This window comes from Variovorax sp. 10N412, from assembly GCF_056394985.1.
The window spans coordinates 1-14376 of the sequence record NZ_JBFTIO010000020.1 but is presented as its reverse complement, the minus strand read 5'-3'; the positions used below and the strand labels follow the sequence as shown (position 1 = coordinate 14376).

The window sequence follows — 14376 nt, the reverse complement described above, 5'->3', positions numbered from 1 at the left end:
CGACTACCGTCCGCCGGTGACGTCGAGCAGGGCCATGGTGGTGTAGCTCGCCTCGGCGGACAGCAGCCACAGGATGGCACCCGCGATCTCGTCGGCGGTGCCGGTGCGCTTCATGGGCACGCTGGGCGCCAGCTCGAAGGCGCGGTCGGGCATGCCGCCGGAGGCATGGATCTCGGTGTCGATGAGGCCCGGGCGCACCGCGTTCACCCGGATGCCCTCGTCGGCCACTTCCTTGGCCAGGCCGATGGTGAAGGTGTCGATGGCCGCCTTGCTGGCGGCGTAGTCCACGTACTGGCCGGGCGAGCCCAGCCGAGCCGCGCCGCTGGAGATGTTGACGATGGCGCCGCCCGCGCCGCCGTGCTTCGTGCTCATGCGGCGCACGGCTTCGCGCGCGCAGACGAAGCTGCCGATCACGTTGATGCGGAACATGCGCTCCAGCCGGGCCACGCTCATCTCGTCGACGCGCGCCTGCACGTCGACCACGCCAGCGTTGTTGACCAGCGCGGTGAGGCGGCCGAACTTGGCGTCGATCTTCTCGAACATGGCGAGCACCTGCGCCTCGTCGCCCACGTCGGCCTGCACCGCCATGGCGGTGCCGCCGCCCGTGCGGATGGTGCGCACCACCTCGTCGGCGGCCAGCGAGTTGCTGGCGTAGTTGACGGCCACCGCGTAGCCGCGCTTCGCGGCGAGCAAGGCGGTGGCGGCACCGATGCCGCGCCCGCCGCCCGTGATCAAGAGCACCTGGTCCAAAACCTACCTCCTGCAGAGAAACTGCGTGTCAGTTAAAACCGTCGGCTGGATTACATCATCGGGGACACAGGCATGAGCATCGGCAAGACGGTTGACTACTACTTTGCGCCACAGAGCCCGTGGACCTATCTGGGACATTCCCGCTTCGCGGCGATTGCCGCGGCCGCCGGCGCCACGGTGCGCGTGCGGCCGATCGACCTGGGCAGCGTGTTCCCGGTGTCGGGCGGGCTGCCGCTGGGCAAGCGCGCGCCGCAGCGCCAGGCCTACCGGCTGGTCGACCTGGTGCGCTTTTCGCGCCATCTCGGCCTGCCTTTGAATCCCAAGCCCAAGTTCTTCCCGGTGGCGGGTGACGACGCGGCACGCGCCATCATCGCGGTCGACCTGCACGACGGCACCGAGGCGGCGCTGCGCATGTGCGCCGCGGTGTTCGCGGCCGTGTGGGTGCAGGAGCGCAACATCGGCGACCCGAACGTGCTCGACGCGCTGGTCGCGGAATGCGGCCTGCCGGCCAAGCGCGCGGAGCAGTCGCAGAGCCAGGCGGTGCAGGAGCGCTACGAGGCCTATACGCAGGAGGCCATCGACATCCAGGTGTTCGGCGCGCCGAGCTATGTGATCGACGGCGAAATCTTCTGGGGGCAGGACCGGCTCGACTTCGTCGAGCGGGCCCTGCGTCCTTAATTCAGCAACCCCGGCATTCATTCATTGATTCGCCATCAAGGAGCAAGACGACATGGGTCAATTCATCGATCTCACCGCCAAGGACGGTTTCACCTTCCCCGCCTACGTGGCCGAGCCTGCGGGCAAGCCGCGCGGCGCGGTGGTCGTGGTGCAGGAAATCTTCGGCGTGAACTCGCACATCCGTTCGGTGGCCGACGGCTATGCGGCCGAGGGCTACCTGGCCGTGGCACCCGCGACCTTCCACCGCGTGAAGGCCGGCGTGGAGCTGGGTTACTCGGACGACGACATGAAGAACGGCTTCGGCCTGAAGACCGCGGTCGAGGCGCTGCCCGCGCCCGGTGTGCTGCAGGACATCGAGGCGTCGATCGCCTATGCATCGAAGGCCGGCAAGGTCGGCATCGTGGGTTACTGCTGGGGCGGCCTGCTGGTGTGGCGCTCTGCCGCACTGCTGCCGGGCCTGGCGGCGGCTGCGCCGTACTACGGCGGCGGCATGACCTCGCCGGAAGAAACGGCGCGCGAGCCGAAGGTGCCGGTGCTGGCGCACTTCGGCAACCAGGACCACTGGATTCCGCTGGACACCATCGAGAGTTTCAAGAAGGCGCATCCCGAAGTGGAAGTGCACGTGTACCCGGTCGGCCACGGCTTCAACTGCGACCAGCGCGGCTCCTACGACGCCGACGCGGCCAAGCTGGCGCGCGAGCGCACGCTGGCGTTCTTCGCCAAGCACGTCGGCTGACCCCGGCGGCGCCATGAAAAAACCCGGCGCTGCCGGGTTTTTTCATGCGTGGCTCGGTTTGCGCGGCGTGCTGCCCGGGCCCACGCGGGTCTGCAGGAAGTCGAGCAGGGCGCGCAGCGCGGCGCTGTTGTGGCGCCGCTGCAGGTAGGCGGCCGACAGCCACATGTCCTTGCGCGCGTAGTCCTGCAGCACCGGCACCAGTTCGCCATGGTCCAGGTGCGTTTGCACCAGGATCGACGGCAGGTAGATCACGCCGAAGCCGTGCATGGCCACGCGGATCAGCGGCGCGCCCTCGGTGCAGTCCATGCGGCTTTTCACCGGCACGTCGAGCGGCGTGCCGTTGTCGTCGAAGCGCCAGACCGGCTGCTGGCCCAGCAGCGAGAAAGTCAGCGCCTCGTGGGTGGCCAGGTCGCGCGGATGCTCGGGCTTGCCGTGCTTTTTCCAGTAGACCGGCGAGGCGCACACCACCATGTTCATGAGGCGCAGCTTGCGCACGATGAGGTTGGCGTCTTCCACGGGGCCGCTGCGCAGTTCGACGTCGATGCCTTCCTCGGCCAGGTCGACGGTGCGGTTGGTCAGCTGCAGGCTGATCGTCACGTCGGGGTAGTAGCGCATGAAGTCGGCCAGCAGGTTCGGGAACTCGCCGCTGCCCATGCCGTGCGGGGCCGAGATGCGCAGCCGCCCGCCGGGCTGGCTGGCGCGGTCCTGCAGCTCGGACTGGGTGAGCTCGATCATCTCGAGCATCGGGGTGCTGCGCTCCAGCAAAAGCTGGCCGGCGTCGGTGAGGCTCACGGAGCGCGTGGAGCGGTTGAGAAGGCGCACGCCGAAGCGTGTTTCCAGCTCGGCCACATACTTGCTGACGGTGGCCTTCGACATGTCGAGCCTCTTGGCTGCCTGGGAAAAGCTGCCGTGCGAGGCGACTTCCCGGAAGGTTCTGATCAGGTCGAGACTGTCCATGTGAATGAGCCCATTGTTTCCGTTTGGAGAACGCGATGGTTCGATTCTCCCGGGTTTTTACCGACCGGTTCGGGCGACACTTCGGTTACACGCCGACGACGACGCCAGCCAGGTTGGGTCGTTGGAAAGAACTGAAATGAAAACCTCGAAACTCATTGCCGCTGCTGTCCTGTCGTTGCTCGCCGCCTCCGGCGCGCGGGCCCAGGGCTTTGCCCCGGTGCAGCCGCTGGCGTCCGTGACCGGCAGGGCCGATGTCCTGGCGGGTGCCGATGCCGCGGCCCGCGGTGGCAATGTCTATGGCGACGTCGTCGCGGCGCCGTTGACGTCGCGGCCAAGCTCGCGTGACCGTGCGTCGATCCGCGCCGAGGCGGTGGCCGCCGCCCACGCGCCGAACCAGAACCTGGACCGCCGCGCCTTCGTCAACAGCGAAGTGCCGCCGCAGTTCAAGGCCGCACGGCCCTGACCCCAATCTCTCTTCGACAGGCCGGGCCGGTGCAAACCGGGCCCGGCTTTTTGTTGCTTGCATGCCTTCATGACGCGATTGTTTCAATAGAGGAAACACGGTGTCTCTGAACGGCGTGTTCTGGTGCGCCCGTTCGCCCGGAAACTCGCCGCACAGGCAAGCGAACCAGCAAGCCTGGTGGACGAACCATCCGAACACACTAGGAGAACTGACAATGAAGACCTCGCAAATCATCGCCGCTGCCGCCCTGACCCTGCTTGCCGCTACCGGCGCCCAAGCTGAAACGTACCAAGGCGTGAACACCGCCGTCTCGACCAAGAGCCGTGACGACGTGAACGCAGAAGCCGTGCGCGCCGCATCGGCTCCGAACCAGAACGTGACCCGCGGTTCGCGCGGCCCGGAAACGGTCGCCGTGTCGAAGGACCGCTCGCTGGTCGAAGCCGAAGCCGTTCGCACCGCCTACGCGCCGGACCAGAACGTGAGCTCGGGTTCGCGCGTGAACAGCAAGGTCATCTCGACCATGCAGCATCCGATGGACGCACGCGTTCAAGCCCAGCAAGGCACGGGCGCAACCGCCAAGTAATTGAAGCAGGCCCTTCGGGGCTTCGCCGAAATCAAAAGAGGGCCACGCAAAAGCGTGGCCCTCTTTCTTTTGGGTGGCCGGTCGGCGTGCGCTCAGCGCGTGCGCGCCAGGTAGCGCTTGCGCCAGAAGATCAGGACCAGCAGCACCGCGATGACCAGCATGGACGTCATCGCGATCCAGAAGCCGTCGGCCTTGTGCACCAGCGGGATGAACTCGAAGTTCATGCCGAAGATGCCGGCAATCAGGTTGAGCGGCAGGAACACGGCGGTGAGCACCGTGAGCACCCGCATGATGTCGTTGGCGCGGTGGCCCTGCACGCTGAAGTGCATCTGCACCGCCGTTTCCGCGTTCTGCTCCAGCCGGTGCACGTGGTGCACCACGCGCTCGATGTGCTCGAGCACGTCGCGGCTGCGGATCAGGATGAGCTCGCGCTCGCGCTGCTCCGCTTCGCCCTTGGGCGGGGGCAGCGTCTCGAGCGAGTCGATCCAGTCCTGCATGGCGGCGCGCTGGTCCTCGCAGATCTCGTCGAGGTGGTGCAGCGACTGGCGCGCTTCCATCAGCGCGCCCCAGTTGGTGAAGCGGCTGCGCGGGTCGATCAGCTCGGTCTGCCAGTGGTCGAGCTGCCTGGTGAGTTCGCGCCGCAGGTCGAGGTAGCCGTCGACGATCTGGTTGATGACGCGCAGCATCAGGTCCGACGGGCTGGCCGGCAGGCGGGCCGACGTGGCACGCGCGTCGAGCGCCGGGGCGCCGCGGCCGTCGGGCGAGCCGGCGGCCAGCAGCCGCGCGGCGAAGCTGTCGCGCACCGCGCCGTCTTCAGGGTGCACGGAGAGCAGCACCCGGTCGAACACGGCGAAGCCGACCGGGCGGGTGTCCACGCGGCGCAGCACCGGCGGGCCGCTGCGGGGTGGGGGCGGCCCTGGGCGAGTCTCGCTGCCGTTGCCCGCTGCCGCCTGGTTCTGGTCTTGCCCTTGCCCGTTCGCCAGTCGCCGAAACACCAGCACGTCGTACAGCGAGGTGTAGTCGTAGTGCGACGGCAATTGGTCGTTGAGCAGGTCGGCCACGTGCAGGTCGACCAGCTGTGTCAGGCACAGGGTCTGCAGGATCTGCTGCACCTCGGCCAGCGAGCCGCGGAATTCCTCGCGGGTGAGCGAGATCCAGAGATAGCCGCCGGCGCCGCACGCGCCCGGCACGCCCAGCGGTGCCAGCGCAGGGTGCTCGCTGACCTGCGAGCGGTTGATTTCGAAGATGCGCATGCCGGTGCCAGCGCGCTGCTACTTCTGCAGCAGCCGGGCGGCGTCGAGCGCGAAATAGGTCAGCACGCCGTCGGCGCCGGCGCGCTTGAAGGCCAGCAGGCTTTCGAGCACCACGGCGTCGTGGTCGAGCCAGCCGTTCTGCGCGGCGGCCTTGAGCATGGCGTACTCGCCGCTCACTTGGTAGGCGAAGGTCGGCACATGGAACTCGTCCTTCACGCGGCGCACGATGTCCAGGTAGGGCATGCCGGGCTTCACCATCACCATGTCGGCGCCTTCGGCAATGTCGAGCGCCACTTCGCGCAGGGCCTCGTCGCTGTTGCCGGGGTCCATCTGGTAGACCTTCTTGTCGCCCTTGCCCAGCATGGAGGCCGAGCCGACGGCGTCGCGGAAGGGGCCGTAGAAGGCGCTGGCGTACTTGGCGCTGTAGGCCATGATTCGCGTGTGGATGTCGCCGCGGGCTTCGAGCGCGGTGCGGATGGCGCCGATGCGCCCGTCCATCATGTCGCTGGGCGCCACGATGTCCACGCCGGCCTGCGATTGGGCGAGCGCCTGCTTCACCAGCACCTCGATGGTCGGCTCGTTGAGGATGTAGCCGGTGTCGTCGAGCAGGCCGTCCTGGCCGTGGCTGGTGTAGGGGTCGAGCGCGACGTCGGTCATCACGCCCAGTTCGGGAAAGCGCGCCTTCAGGGCCGCCACCACGCGGGGAATCAGCCCGTCGGGGTTGAAGGCCTCGTCGCCGTTGGGGGTCTTCAGGCCGGCGTCGATCACGGGGAACAGCGCCATCACCGGAATGCCGGCTTTCACGCACTGCTCGGCCACCGGCAGAAGCAGGTCGAGGCTCAGGCGATCGACCCCGGGCATGGAAGCGACGGCATCGCGGCGCTTCTCGCCTTCCTGCACGAACACCGGATAGATCAGGTCATGAGCAGTGAGCGCATGCTCTCGCACCAGGTTGCGGGTGAATGCGTCGCGGCGCATGCGACGCGGCCGACCGGCGGGAAACATGGCCAGGGGAGAAGTGGAAAACGTCATAAGCCCAAAATTGTGCCTGAAGCCACATTCCGGGGCACTTTGCGCCAAGCGTCCAGTTGTCCGACAACTACGGAAAACCATAGAACCAAGGTTCTCATTTTTTTGTTTGAAATGTTAAAGAAAATGCCTCATTCGCTTGAAACCTTGTTTCGTCTTTGTTAAATTCTGAAGCGAGCGGCTTGCCGCTCCCCGCTTTTCCTCCCTGAGCGGGTGCCTTGATGTGTGACAGCAAAAGGGCTTCCCAGCCCGACGTGCAGACGTCGGGCTTTTTTTTGCCTGTCGTCCGGGCGCGCGTGGGCAAAACCGGGGGGTGGTGCGAGGTGCGCCACTAAACTGGCCCGCATGCTCTGGGTCAAATCACTTCACATCGTCTTCATCGCCAGCTGGTTCGCAGGGCTGTTCTACCTGCCCCGGATCTTCGTCAACCTTGCCATGGTGCCGCCCGAGTCGGTGGCCGAGCGCGAGCGGCTGCTGCTGATGGCGCGCAAGCTCATGCGGTTCACCACGATGCTGGCGGTTCCCGCGATCGGGTTCGGCCTGTGGCTCTGGTTGGGCTACGGCATCGGCCGCGGGCCGGGCAATGCATGGATGCACGCCAAGCTGGCGCTGGTGCTGGTGGCCATCGGCTACCACCATGGCTGCGGCGTGCTGCTGCGCCGCTTCGTGGCGGGCCAGAACCGGCGCAGCGACCGCTGGTTCCGCTGGTTCAACGAGCTGCCGGTGGTGTTGCTGCTGCTGATCGTGATTCTGGTGGTCGTGAAGCCGTTCTGAGCCCGGTGCGCACGGTGGAGAGACCGCACAAGTCCGCTGCGCTTCCCCTTGCGCTCGCCTATGCGGCGCTGATCGTCTACGCCAGCCTGTACCCCTTTGCCGACTGGCGAGACCAGGGGATCGCCCCCTGGGCCTACCTGTCGGCGCCCTGGCCCAAGTACTGGACGGGCTTCGACTTCGCGATCAACGTCGCGGGCTACGTGCCCTTCGGGTTCCTGTGCGCGCTGGTGGTGCTGCGCACGCGCCCGGGCGCCGGCGTGTGGCGTGCGTTGCTGCGTGCCACCGCGGCGGGGGCGGCCATCGCCTTTGCCATGGAAACCCTGCAGAGCTACCTGCCGGCGCGCATTCCTTCGAATGTGGACCTGGGACTGAACACCACGGGTGCCGTTCTGGGCGCGGTGCTGGCGGCGGGGCTCGAGCGGATGGGCGCGGTCGCGCACTGGAGCCGGGCGCGCTCACAGTGGTTCGTCGAGGATGCGCGCGGCGGCCTGGTGCTGCTGGCGCTCTGGCCGTTCGCGCTGCTGTTCCCGGCGGCCGTCACTTTCGGGTTGGGGCAGGTCTTCGAGCGGCTCGAGGCGGCCATCTCCGAGTGGCTGCTCGACACGCCTTTCATCGACTGGCTGCCCATGCGCCAGTTCGAACTGGAGCCGCTGGTGCCCGCGGTCGAGCTGTTGTGCGTGCTGCTGGGGGCGCTGGTGCCGTGCCTGCTGGGCTACCTGGTGGCGCGCTCGGTGGTGCAGCGCGCCGTTCTGCTGCCGTTGATCCTGCTGAGCGGCCTTGCGGCATCCGCGTTGTCCGCGGCGCTGAGCTACGGGCCCGACCATGCCTGGGCATGGCTCGACCTGCCGGTGCAGGTCGGCATGGCCGCCGCGCTGTTTGCCGGCGTGCTGCTGCTGTTCGCGCCGCGCCGCCTTTGCGCGGCCTTGCTGCTGGTGGGGCTCGTGTTGCAACTGAGCCTGTTGAACCAGGCGCCCGAGAGCGCGTACTTCGCACAGACGCTGGCCACCTGGGAGCAGGGGCGCTTCATTCGCTTCCACGGGCTGGCGCAGTGGCTGGGGTGGGTGTGGCCGTTCGCGGTGCTGGCGTACGTGATGGCGGCACTGTCGCGCCGGAGCCGGCCGGACGGCGGCACGACGGCATGAGAGCGAGGGGCGCGGGGGTCAGGACACGGCCGGCGTGGAGGACCGGTCACTAAAATCGGTCGATGTCCAGCCCCACCCCCGCCACACCGTCCGGCTACTACGGCCGCCACATCTTCTTCTGCCTCAACGAGCGCAAGAACGGCGAAGACTCCTGCGCCCTGCACAACGCGCAGGAAGGCTTCGACCGCTGCAAGGCGAAGGTCAAGGCCGAGGGCCTGTCCGGGCCCGGCAAGGTGCGCGTCAACAAGGCCGGCTGCCTCGACCGCTGTGCGGGCGGGCCGGTGGCGGTTGTTTACCCCGAGGCCGTCTGGTACACCTTCGTCGACGGCGAGGACATCGACGAGATCGTCGAGTCGCACCTGAAGAACGGCAAGGTCGTCGAGCGCCTGGTGCTGCCGGCCGATGTCGGCCGCTGAACTTTTCCGATACGCCTCCGCTCGTACCGCGCGTACCTTGTGCCAATGAACTCCCTGACCGAAAAACTCAGCCTCCAGGGCGCCGCCGGCGCAATCGAGGTCCAGCGCGACCAGCCTGCCGAAGCCGCGCGCGGCATTGCCGTGATCGCCCATCCGCATCCGCTGTTCGGCGGCACCATGGACAACAAGGTCGTGCAGACCCTGGCGCGTGCCTTCGTCGCTTGCGGGTGGACCACGGTGCGTTTCAATTTCCGTGGCGTGGGCGCCAGCGAGGGCGTGCACGACGAAGGGCGCGGCGAGCTCGAAGACATGCTGGATGTCGTGGGTCAACTGGCCCCCGAAGGTCCGTTGGCGATCGCCGGTTTCTCGTTCGGCGCCTTCGTTGCGAGCGGTGCGGTCCAGCAGCTCTGGAGCGAGCGCGACCTGCGGCAGATCGTGCTGGTCGGTACGGCCGCGGCGCGCAACACCGTGCCCGCGCTGCCGCCCGAAGCGCACGAGCGCGCGCTGGTGGTCCACGGCGAGGCGGACGATACGGTGGCGCTGTCCGCCGTGATGGACTGGGCGCGCCCGCAGTCACTTCCTGTCACAGTCATCCCCGGGGGCGGCCACTTCTTTCACGGACAATTGCCGCTGCTCAAAAGTCTCGTTGCCCGCCATCTGCGCGCGGGCATTGTCTGAAAGCCTCGCAGGCTTGTTTTCGTCTTTCCAACTCCCATGAATCGTTTTGTTGGCGCGCTCCGTGCGCTGGTCTTTGCCGCCTTCGCATCCGTCAGCCTGATCGCCGCAGCCCAAGTGCCGGCACCGCCCGAGATCGCCGCGCGCAGCTACCTGCTGATGGATGTGACCGCGAACCAGATCCTGGCGCAGAAGGACATCGACAGCCCCGTCGAGCCGGCCTCGCTGACCAAGCTGATGTCGGCGTACATCGTTTTCGACGCGCTGCGGGCCAAGAAGATCACGCTGACGCAGACGCTTCCGGTCAGCCCGCGCGCCTGGAAGATGCCCGGCTCGCGCATGTTCATCGACCCCAAGATGCAGGTGCCGGTGGAGGACCTGATCAAGGGGCTGATCGTGCAGTCGGGCAACGACGCCACGGTGGTGCTGGCCGAAGGCGTGGGCGGCACGGTGGAGCACTTCGTCGAGCTGATGAATGCCCAGGCCAAGGCCCTGGGCATGAAGAACACCAGCTACAAGAACCCTGAAGGCCTGACGGCACCGGGCCACACGACCACGGCCCGCGACCTGAGCATCCTGGCGACCCGGCTGGTCCGTGACTTCCCCGAAGAAGCCAAGTACTACGCGATCAAGAAGTACCGCTACCCGGGCACGCCGTCGACCAACGACACCAACCGCAACCTGCTGCTGTTCCGCGACCCGACCGTCGACGGGCTGAAGACCGGCCATACGGAAGCCGCCGGCTACTGCATGATCGCCACCGCCAGGCGCGACTTCCCCAACCTGACGGGCGGGCGGCGCCTTCTGTCGATCGTGCTGGGCGCTGCGGGCGAGACGGCGCGGGCCAACGAGTCGCAGAAGCTGCTGAACTGGGGTTACACCGCCTACGACGCCGTTCGCCTGTTCGACGCCGGCCAACCGGTCGCCACTCCGGCGGTCTGGAAGGGCGCGGCCGACACGCTGAAGCTGGGCCGCCCCGAAGCCATCGTGGTTGCCGTGCCTGCCGGCAGCGCCAGCAAGATCAAGACGCAGGTGTCGCGGCCCGATCCGCTGGTGGCGCCCTTCACCAAGTACCAGTCGGTCGGCTCGCTCAAGGTCACGCTGGACGACCAGCCGGTGGCCGACGTGCCGCTGGTGGCCCTGGAAGCGGTGGAGCAGGCCGGGATTCTTGGCCGTGCGTGGGACGCCGTGCGTCTCTGGATCAAGTAAGCCTGCGGGCGGCCCCGGGGCCTTCGGCGCAATAGCGTCGCGCGGGCTTTGCTGTTTCAAGCTTGTTTGCTATACTCGTGGGCTTTTCGGAATTTTCCGAAGGGTTTCACGTTTTCGTCATCTCCCGGCTTCCCTGCGTCACGACAGGGGCGGTTTCACCACCAGGGCCGGGGCGTTTTGGGACTTATTCATTCATGCCAACCATCAATCAACTGGTGCGTCAGGGTCGAACGGTCGAAAAGATCAATTCGAAGAGCCCTGCCATGCAGAACTCGCCGCAACGTCGCGGTGTCTGCACCCGCGTCTACACCACGACGCCAAAGAAGCCCAACTCGGCGCTTCGTAAAGTTGCCAAGGTCCGTTTGACCAATGGCTTCGAAGTCATCTCCTACATCGGCGGCGAAGGCCACAACCTGCAGGAACACAGCGTCGTGCTGGTTCGCGGCGGTCGTGTCAAGGACTTGCCCGGTGTGCGTTACCACATCGTGCGCGGTTCGCTCGACTTGCAAGGCGTGAAAGACCGCAAGCAGTCGCGTTCCAAGTACGGCGCGAAGCGTCCTAAGAAGGCTTAAGCCTTTCTGTCGAAAAACAAGCGGTGTTCGGTTGCCTTGGCTGGCACATCGAACGAAGTGACCCAATGTCGGGTCGAGTAAGTGAGAGTCCTGACTGGCTCTCGCGGTACCGGAAACGGTGCCAACTGAAGCAAAGAGGTTAAAAAATGCCACGTCGTCGCGAAGTCCCCAAACGTGAAATCCTGCCGGATCCCAAGTACGGCAATGTCGAGCTGTCGAAGTTCATGAACGTGATCATGGAAGGCGGCAAGAAGGCTGTTGCCGAGCGCATCATCTACGGTGCCCTCGAGTTCATCGAAAAGAAGAACCCGGACAAGGACCCTCTCGAAGCTTTCACCGTTGCCATCAACAACGTGAAGCCGATGGTCGAAGTGAAGTCGCGCCGCGTGGGCGGTGCGAACTATCAAGTGCCGGTCGAAGTGCGTCCTGTGCGTCGCCTCGCCCTGTCGATGCGCTGGATCAAGGAAGCTGCCCGCAAGCGCGGTGAAAAGTCGATGGCCCTGCGTCTGGCCAACGAACTGATGGAAGCCACGGAAGGCCGTGGCGGTGCCATGAAGAAGCGCGACGAAGTGCACCGCATGGCAGAAGCCAATCGGGCATTCAGCCACTTCCGCTTCTAAAAATCAAACTTCGCTTGGGCGTTGGGTGTCGAGTGTCGGGCGTTGTGCCCGTGCTCGGGGCCCAGCGCTCAACGCATTTCAACCCGAAAGTAAATCATGTCCCGCAAGACCCCCATCGAGCGCTACCGCAACATCGGCATCTCCGCGCACATCGACGCCGGCAAGACCACGACGACCGAACGTATCCTGTTCTACACCGGTGTGAACCACAAGATCGGTGAAGTGCACGACGGCGCCGCCACGATGGACTGGATGGAGCAAGAGCAAGAGCGCGGCATCACGATCACGTCCGCTGCCACCACCTGCTTCTGGAAGGGCATGGCTGGCAAGTTCGACGAACACCGCATCAACATCATCGACACCCCCGGCCACGTGGACTTCACCATTGAAGTCGAGCGCTCGATGCGCGTGCTGGACGGTGCCGTGATGGTGTACGACGCCGTCGGTGGCGTGCAGCCCCAGTCGGAAACCGTCTGGCGCCAGGCCAACAAGTACAAGGTGCCCCGTCTCGCGTTCGTCAACAAGATGGACCGTACCGGCGCCGACTTCCTGCGCGTGCGCCAGATGATGGTGGACCGCCTGAAGGCCAACCCCGTCGTGATCCAGATCCCGATCGGTGCCGAAGAGCACTTCCAGGGCATCGTCGACCTCGTGAAGATGAAGGCGATCATCTGGGACGAAGACAAGGGCGTGACCTTCCAGTACGGCGAGATCCCCGCCAACCTGACCGACGTCTGCAACGAATACCGCGAAAAGCTCGTCGAAGCGGCTGCCGAAGCCAGCGAAGAGCTGATGAACAAGTACCTCGAAGGCAACGAGCTGACCGAGGAAGAAATCAAGGCGGCCATTCGCCAGCGCACCATCGCCGGCGAAATCCAGCCGATGCTGTGCGGCTCGGCCTTCAAGAACAAGGGCGTGCAGGCCATGCTCGACGCCGTCGTCGAATACATGCCCGCTCCGACCGACATTCCTCCGGTCAATGGCCTGGACGAAGACGAAGCGCCCGTGATCCGCAAGGCTGACGACAGCGAGAAGTTCTCGGCCCTGGCATTCAAGCTGATGACCGACCCGTTCGTGGGCCAGCTGACCTTCGTGCGCGTCTACTCCGGCGTGCTGACCAAGGGCGACAGCGTCTACAACCCGGTGCGCGGCAAGAAAGAGCGTATCGGCCGTATCGTGCAGATGCACGCGAACAACCGCGAAGAAGTCAACGAAATCCGCGCCGGCGACATCGCCGCCTGCGTGGGCCTGAAGGAAGTGACCACGGGCGAAACCCTGTGCGATCCGTCGGCCATCGTGACGCTCGAGCGCATGGTGTTCCCGGAATCGGTGATCTCGCAGGCCGTTGAGCCCAAGACCAAGGCCGACCAGGAAAAGATGGGCATCGCCCTGCAACGCCTGGCTCAGGAAGATCCTTCGTTCCGCGTCAAGACCGACGAAGAATCGGGCCAGACCATCATCGCCGGCATGGGCGAGCTCCACCTTGAAATCATCGTGGACCGCATGAAGCGCGAATTCGGCGTGGAAGCCAACGTGGGCAAGCCGCAAGTGGCCTACCGCGAAACGATCCGCAAGACCGTCGAAGACGCCGAAGGCAAGTTCGTTCGCCAGTCGGGCGGCAAGGGCCAGTACGGCCACGTCATCCTGAAGCTCGAGCCGCAAGAAGCGGGCAAGGGCTTCGAGTTCGTCGACGCCATCAAGGGCGGTGTGGTTCCTCGCGAATACATCCCCGCAGTGGAAAAGGGCGTTGTGGAAGCGCTGACGCAAGGCGTGCTGGCGGGCTACCCCGTCGTGGACGTCAAGGTCACGCTGCACTTCGGCTCGTACCACGACGTGGACTCGAACGAAATGGCGTTCAAGATGGCCGCGATCTTCGGTTTCAAGGAAGGCGCCCGCAAGGCGAGCCCCGTGATCCTGGAGCCGATGATGGCAGTGGAAGTCGAAACGCCTGAAGACTACGCCGGCAACGTGATGGGCGACCTGTCCTCGCGTCGCGGCATGGTGCAAGGCATGGACGACATGATCGGTGGCGGCAAGTCCATCAAGGCCGAAGTGCCGCTGTCGGAAATGTTCGGCTACTCGACCACGCTGCGCTCGATGTCGCAAGGCCGCGCAACGTACACGATGGAGTTCAAGCACTATGCCGAAGCTCCCCGTAACGTTGCCGAAGCCATCGTGGCTGCTCGCGCCAAGTAAGTTTTCAAGAATGCGGGGCCGCGCAGTGCGCGGCCCTTCTTGTCTGCGATCGTGTGCCCTCCGCTGCCCGTGGCGAAGGAATCAGCAACGCGATGCAGACATTAAACCCATCACGGGCAGTGCTCTTTCAAGGATTGAAAAATGGCAAAAGGTAAATTCACCCGCACCAAGCCCCACGTCAACGTGGGCACGATCGGTCACGTCGACCACGGCAAGACCACGCTGACGGCTGCGATCGCTACGGTGCTGTCGGCCAAGTTCGGCGGCGAAGCCAAGGCCTACGACCAGATCGACGCAGCGCCTGAAGAAAAGGCCCGCGGCAT

At 65.6% G+C, this 14376-nt stretch carries 17 protein-coding genes; 13 read left to right on the top strand and 4 right to left on the bottom strand.

Annotated elements, in window-relative coordinates; genetic code table 11:
- Positions 1-3: 3 nt before the first annotated feature.
- Positions 4-750: an SDR family oxidoreductase gene (locus AC1DJH_RS29215; protein ID WP_435488087.1), complete on the bottom strand. Its 747-nt coding sequence runs from the start codon at positions 748-750 to the stop codon at positions 4-6.
- 72 nt (positions 751-822) lie between these two features.
- Between AC1DJH_RS29215 and AC1DJH_RS29210 the strand changes: the two genes are divergently transcribed.
- Positions 823-1428 carry a 2-hydroxychromene-2-carboxylate isomerase gene (locus tag AC1DJH_RS29210; RefSeq protein ID WP_435488088.1) on the top strand — a complete coding sequence of 202 codons (606 nt, stop codon included), beginning with the start codon at positions 823-825 and terminating at the stop codon, positions 1426-1428.
- Between the two features lie 52 nt (positions 1429-1480).
- Positions 1481-2164 (top strand): dienelactone hydrolase family protein, encoded by a 684-nt coding sequence (locus AC1DJH_RS29205; RefSeq protein WP_435437658.1) that lies wholly within the window; start codon positions 1481-1483, stop codon positions 2162-2164.
- A gap of 42 nt (positions 2165-2206) precedes the next feature.
- On the opposite strand, the gene AC1DJH_RS29200 is transcribed toward AC1DJH_RS29205, so the two are convergent.
- Positions 2207-3121, bottom strand: a complete 915-nt coding sequence (locus AC1DJH_RS29200) for a LysR family transcriptional regulator (RefSeq protein WP_435445377.1) — start codon at positions 3119-3121, stop codon at positions 2207-2209.
- Positions 3122-3257: 136 nt separating this feature from the next.
- Between AC1DJH_RS29200 and AC1DJH_RS29195 the strand changes: the two genes are divergently transcribed.
- A complete protein-coding gene (locus AC1DJH_RS29195; RefSeq protein ID WP_478188075.1) occupies positions 3258-3584 on the top strand; it encodes an alpha/beta hydrolase in 327 nt (108 codons plus the stop codon).
- A gap of 214 nt (positions 3585-3798) precedes the next feature.
- Positions 3799-4167 (top strand): DUF4148 domain-containing protein, encoded by a 369-nt coding sequence (locus AC1DJH_RS29190; protein ID WP_472121434.1) that lies wholly within the window; start codon positions 3799-3801, stop codon positions 4165-4167.
- Between the two features lie 92 nt (positions 4168-4259).
- Here the strand turns inward: AC1DJH_RS29190 and AC1DJH_RS29185 are convergent, their stop codons facing one another.
- Positions 4260-5420 carry a magnesium transporter CorA family protein gene (locus AC1DJH_RS29185; protein ID WP_478188074.1) on the bottom strand — a complete coding sequence of 387 codons (1161 nt, stop codon included), beginning with the start codon at positions 5418-5420 and terminating at the stop codon, positions 4260-4262.
- An 18-nt stretch (positions 5421-5438) separates the two neighbouring features.
- On the bottom strand, positions 5439-6425 hold the full coding sequence (hemB, locus tag AC1DJH_RS29180) for a porphobilinogen synthase (protein ID WP_478188073.1): 987 nt from the start codon (positions 6423-6425) through the stop codon (positions 5439-5441).
- Between the two features lie 369 nt (positions 6426-6794).
- Here hemB and AC1DJH_RS29175 point away from each other — a divergent pair, with 369 nt between their 5' ends.
- The 9 genes from AC1DJH_RS29175 to AC1DJH_RS29135 all read left to right on the top strand — a co-directional run.
- Positions 6795-7223 carry a CopD family protein gene (locus tag AC1DJH_RS29175; RefSeq protein WP_478188072.1) on the top strand — a complete coding sequence of 143 codons (429 nt, stop codon included), beginning with the start codon at positions 6795-6797 and terminating at the stop codon, positions 7221-7223.
- 14 nt (positions 7224-7237) lie between these two features.
- Entirely contained in the window at positions 7238-8365 is a 1128-nt protein-coding gene (locus AC1DJH_RS29170) for a VanZ family protein (protein WP_478188071.1), read from the top strand.
- 62 nt (positions 8366-8427) lie between these two features.
- The gene (locus AC1DJH_RS29165; protein WP_435437666.1) at positions 8428-8781 is read left to right on the top strand and encodes a (2Fe-2S) ferredoxin domain-containing protein; all 354 of its coding nucleotides are present in this window, start codon (positions 8428-8430) and stop codon (positions 8779-8781) included.
- 45 nt (positions 8782-8826) lie between these two features.
- A complete protein-coding gene (locus tag AC1DJH_RS29160) occupies positions 8827-9459 on the top strand; it encodes an alpha/beta hydrolase (RefSeq protein WP_478188070.1) in 633 nt (210 codons plus the stop codon).
- 36 nt (positions 9460-9495) lie between these two features.
- Positions 9496-10665, top strand: a complete 1170-nt coding sequence (locus AC1DJH_RS29155) for a D-alanyl-D-alanine carboxypeptidase family protein (protein ID WP_472121416.1) — start codon at positions 9496-9498, stop codon at positions 10663-10665.
- Positions 10666-10859: 194 nt separating this feature from the next.
- Positions 10860-11237: a 30S ribosomal protein S12 gene (gene rpsL, locus AC1DJH_RS29150; protein ID WP_013543948.1), complete on the top strand. Its 378-nt coding sequence runs from the start codon at positions 10860-10862 to the stop codon at positions 11235-11237.
- Between the two features lie 146 nt (positions 11238-11383).
- Positions 11384-11857: a 30S ribosomal protein S7 gene (rpsG, locus tag AC1DJH_RS29145; protein ID WP_101491328.1), complete on the top strand. Its 474-nt coding sequence runs from the start codon at positions 11384-11386 to the stop codon at positions 11855-11857.
- A 96-nt stretch (positions 11858-11953) separates the two neighbouring features.
- The gene (fusA, locus tag AC1DJH_RS29140; RefSeq protein WP_435437669.1) at positions 11954-14053 is read left to right on the top strand and encodes an elongation factor G; all 2100 of its coding nucleotides are present in this window, start codon (positions 11954-11956) and stop codon (positions 14051-14053) included.
- A gap of 141 nt (positions 14054-14194) precedes the next feature.
- Positions 14195-14376, top strand: a 182-nt coding sequence (locus AC1DJH_RS29135) for a GTP-binding protein (protein WP_478186549.1), incomplete at its 3' end; no start/stop codon positions are given.

What these genes read in the sequence shown, in the direction of transcription:
- rpsG (WP_101491328.1), top strand. Translation starts at nt 11,384, where the DNA reads ATGCCACGTCGTCGCGAAGTCCCCAAACGTGAAATCCTGCCGGATCCC.
- AC1DJH_RS29210 (WP_435488088.1), top strand. Translation starts at nt 823, where the DNA reads ATGAGCATCGGCAAGACGGTTGACTACTACTTTGCGCCACAGAGCCCG.
- AC1DJH_RS29190 (WP_472121434.1), top strand. Translation starts at nt 3,799, where the DNA reads ATGAAGACCTCGCAAATCATCGCCGCTGCCGCCCTGACCCTGCTTGCC.
- AC1DJH_RS29155 (WP_472121416.1), top strand. Translation starts at nt 9,496, where the DNA reads ATGAATCGTTTTGTTGGCGCGCTCCGTGCGCTGGTCTTTGCCGCCTTC.
- AC1DJH_RS29200 (WP_435445377.1), bottom strand. Translation starts at nt 3,121, where the DNA reads ATGGACAGTCTCGACCTGATCAGAACCTTCCGGGAAGTCGCCTCGCAC.
- AC1DJH_RS29165 (WP_435437666.1), top strand. Translation starts at nt 8,428, where the DNA reads ATGTCCAGCCCCACCCCCGCCACACCGTCCGGCTACTACGGCCGCCAC.
- AC1DJH_RS29195 (WP_478188075.1), top strand. Translation starts at nt 3,258, where the DNA reads ATGAAAACCTCGAAACTCATTGCCGCTGCTGTCCTGTCGTTGCTCGCC.
- hemB (WP_478188073.1), bottom strand. Translation starts at nt 6,425, where the DNA reads ATGTTTCCCGCCGGTCGGCCGCGTCGCATGCGCCGCGACGCATTCACC.
- fusA (WP_435437669.1), top strand. Translation starts at nt 11,954, where the DNA reads ATGTCCCGCAAGACCCCCATCGAGCGCTACCGCAACATCGGCATCTCC.
- AC1DJH_RS29205 (WP_435437658.1), top strand. Translation starts at nt 1,481, where the DNA reads ATGGGTCAATTCATCGATCTCACCGCCAAGGACGGTTTCACCTTCCCC.
- AC1DJH_RS29175 (WP_478188072.1), top strand. Translation starts at nt 6,795, where the DNA reads ATGCTCTGGGTCAAATCACTTCACATCGTCTTCATCGCCAGCTGGTTC.
- AC1DJH_RS29160 (WP_478188070.1), top strand. Translation starts at nt 8,827, where the DNA reads ATGAACTCCCTGACCGAAAAACTCAGCCTCCAGGGCGCCGCCGGCGCA.
- AC1DJH_RS29185 (WP_478188074.1), bottom strand. Translation starts at nt 5,420, where the DNA reads ATGCGCATCTTCGAAATCAACCGCTCGCAGGTCAGCGAGCACCCTGCG.
- rpsL (WP_013543948.1), top strand. Translation starts at nt 10,860, where the DNA reads ATGCCAACCATCAATCAACTGGTGCGTCAGGGTCGAACGGTCGAAAAG.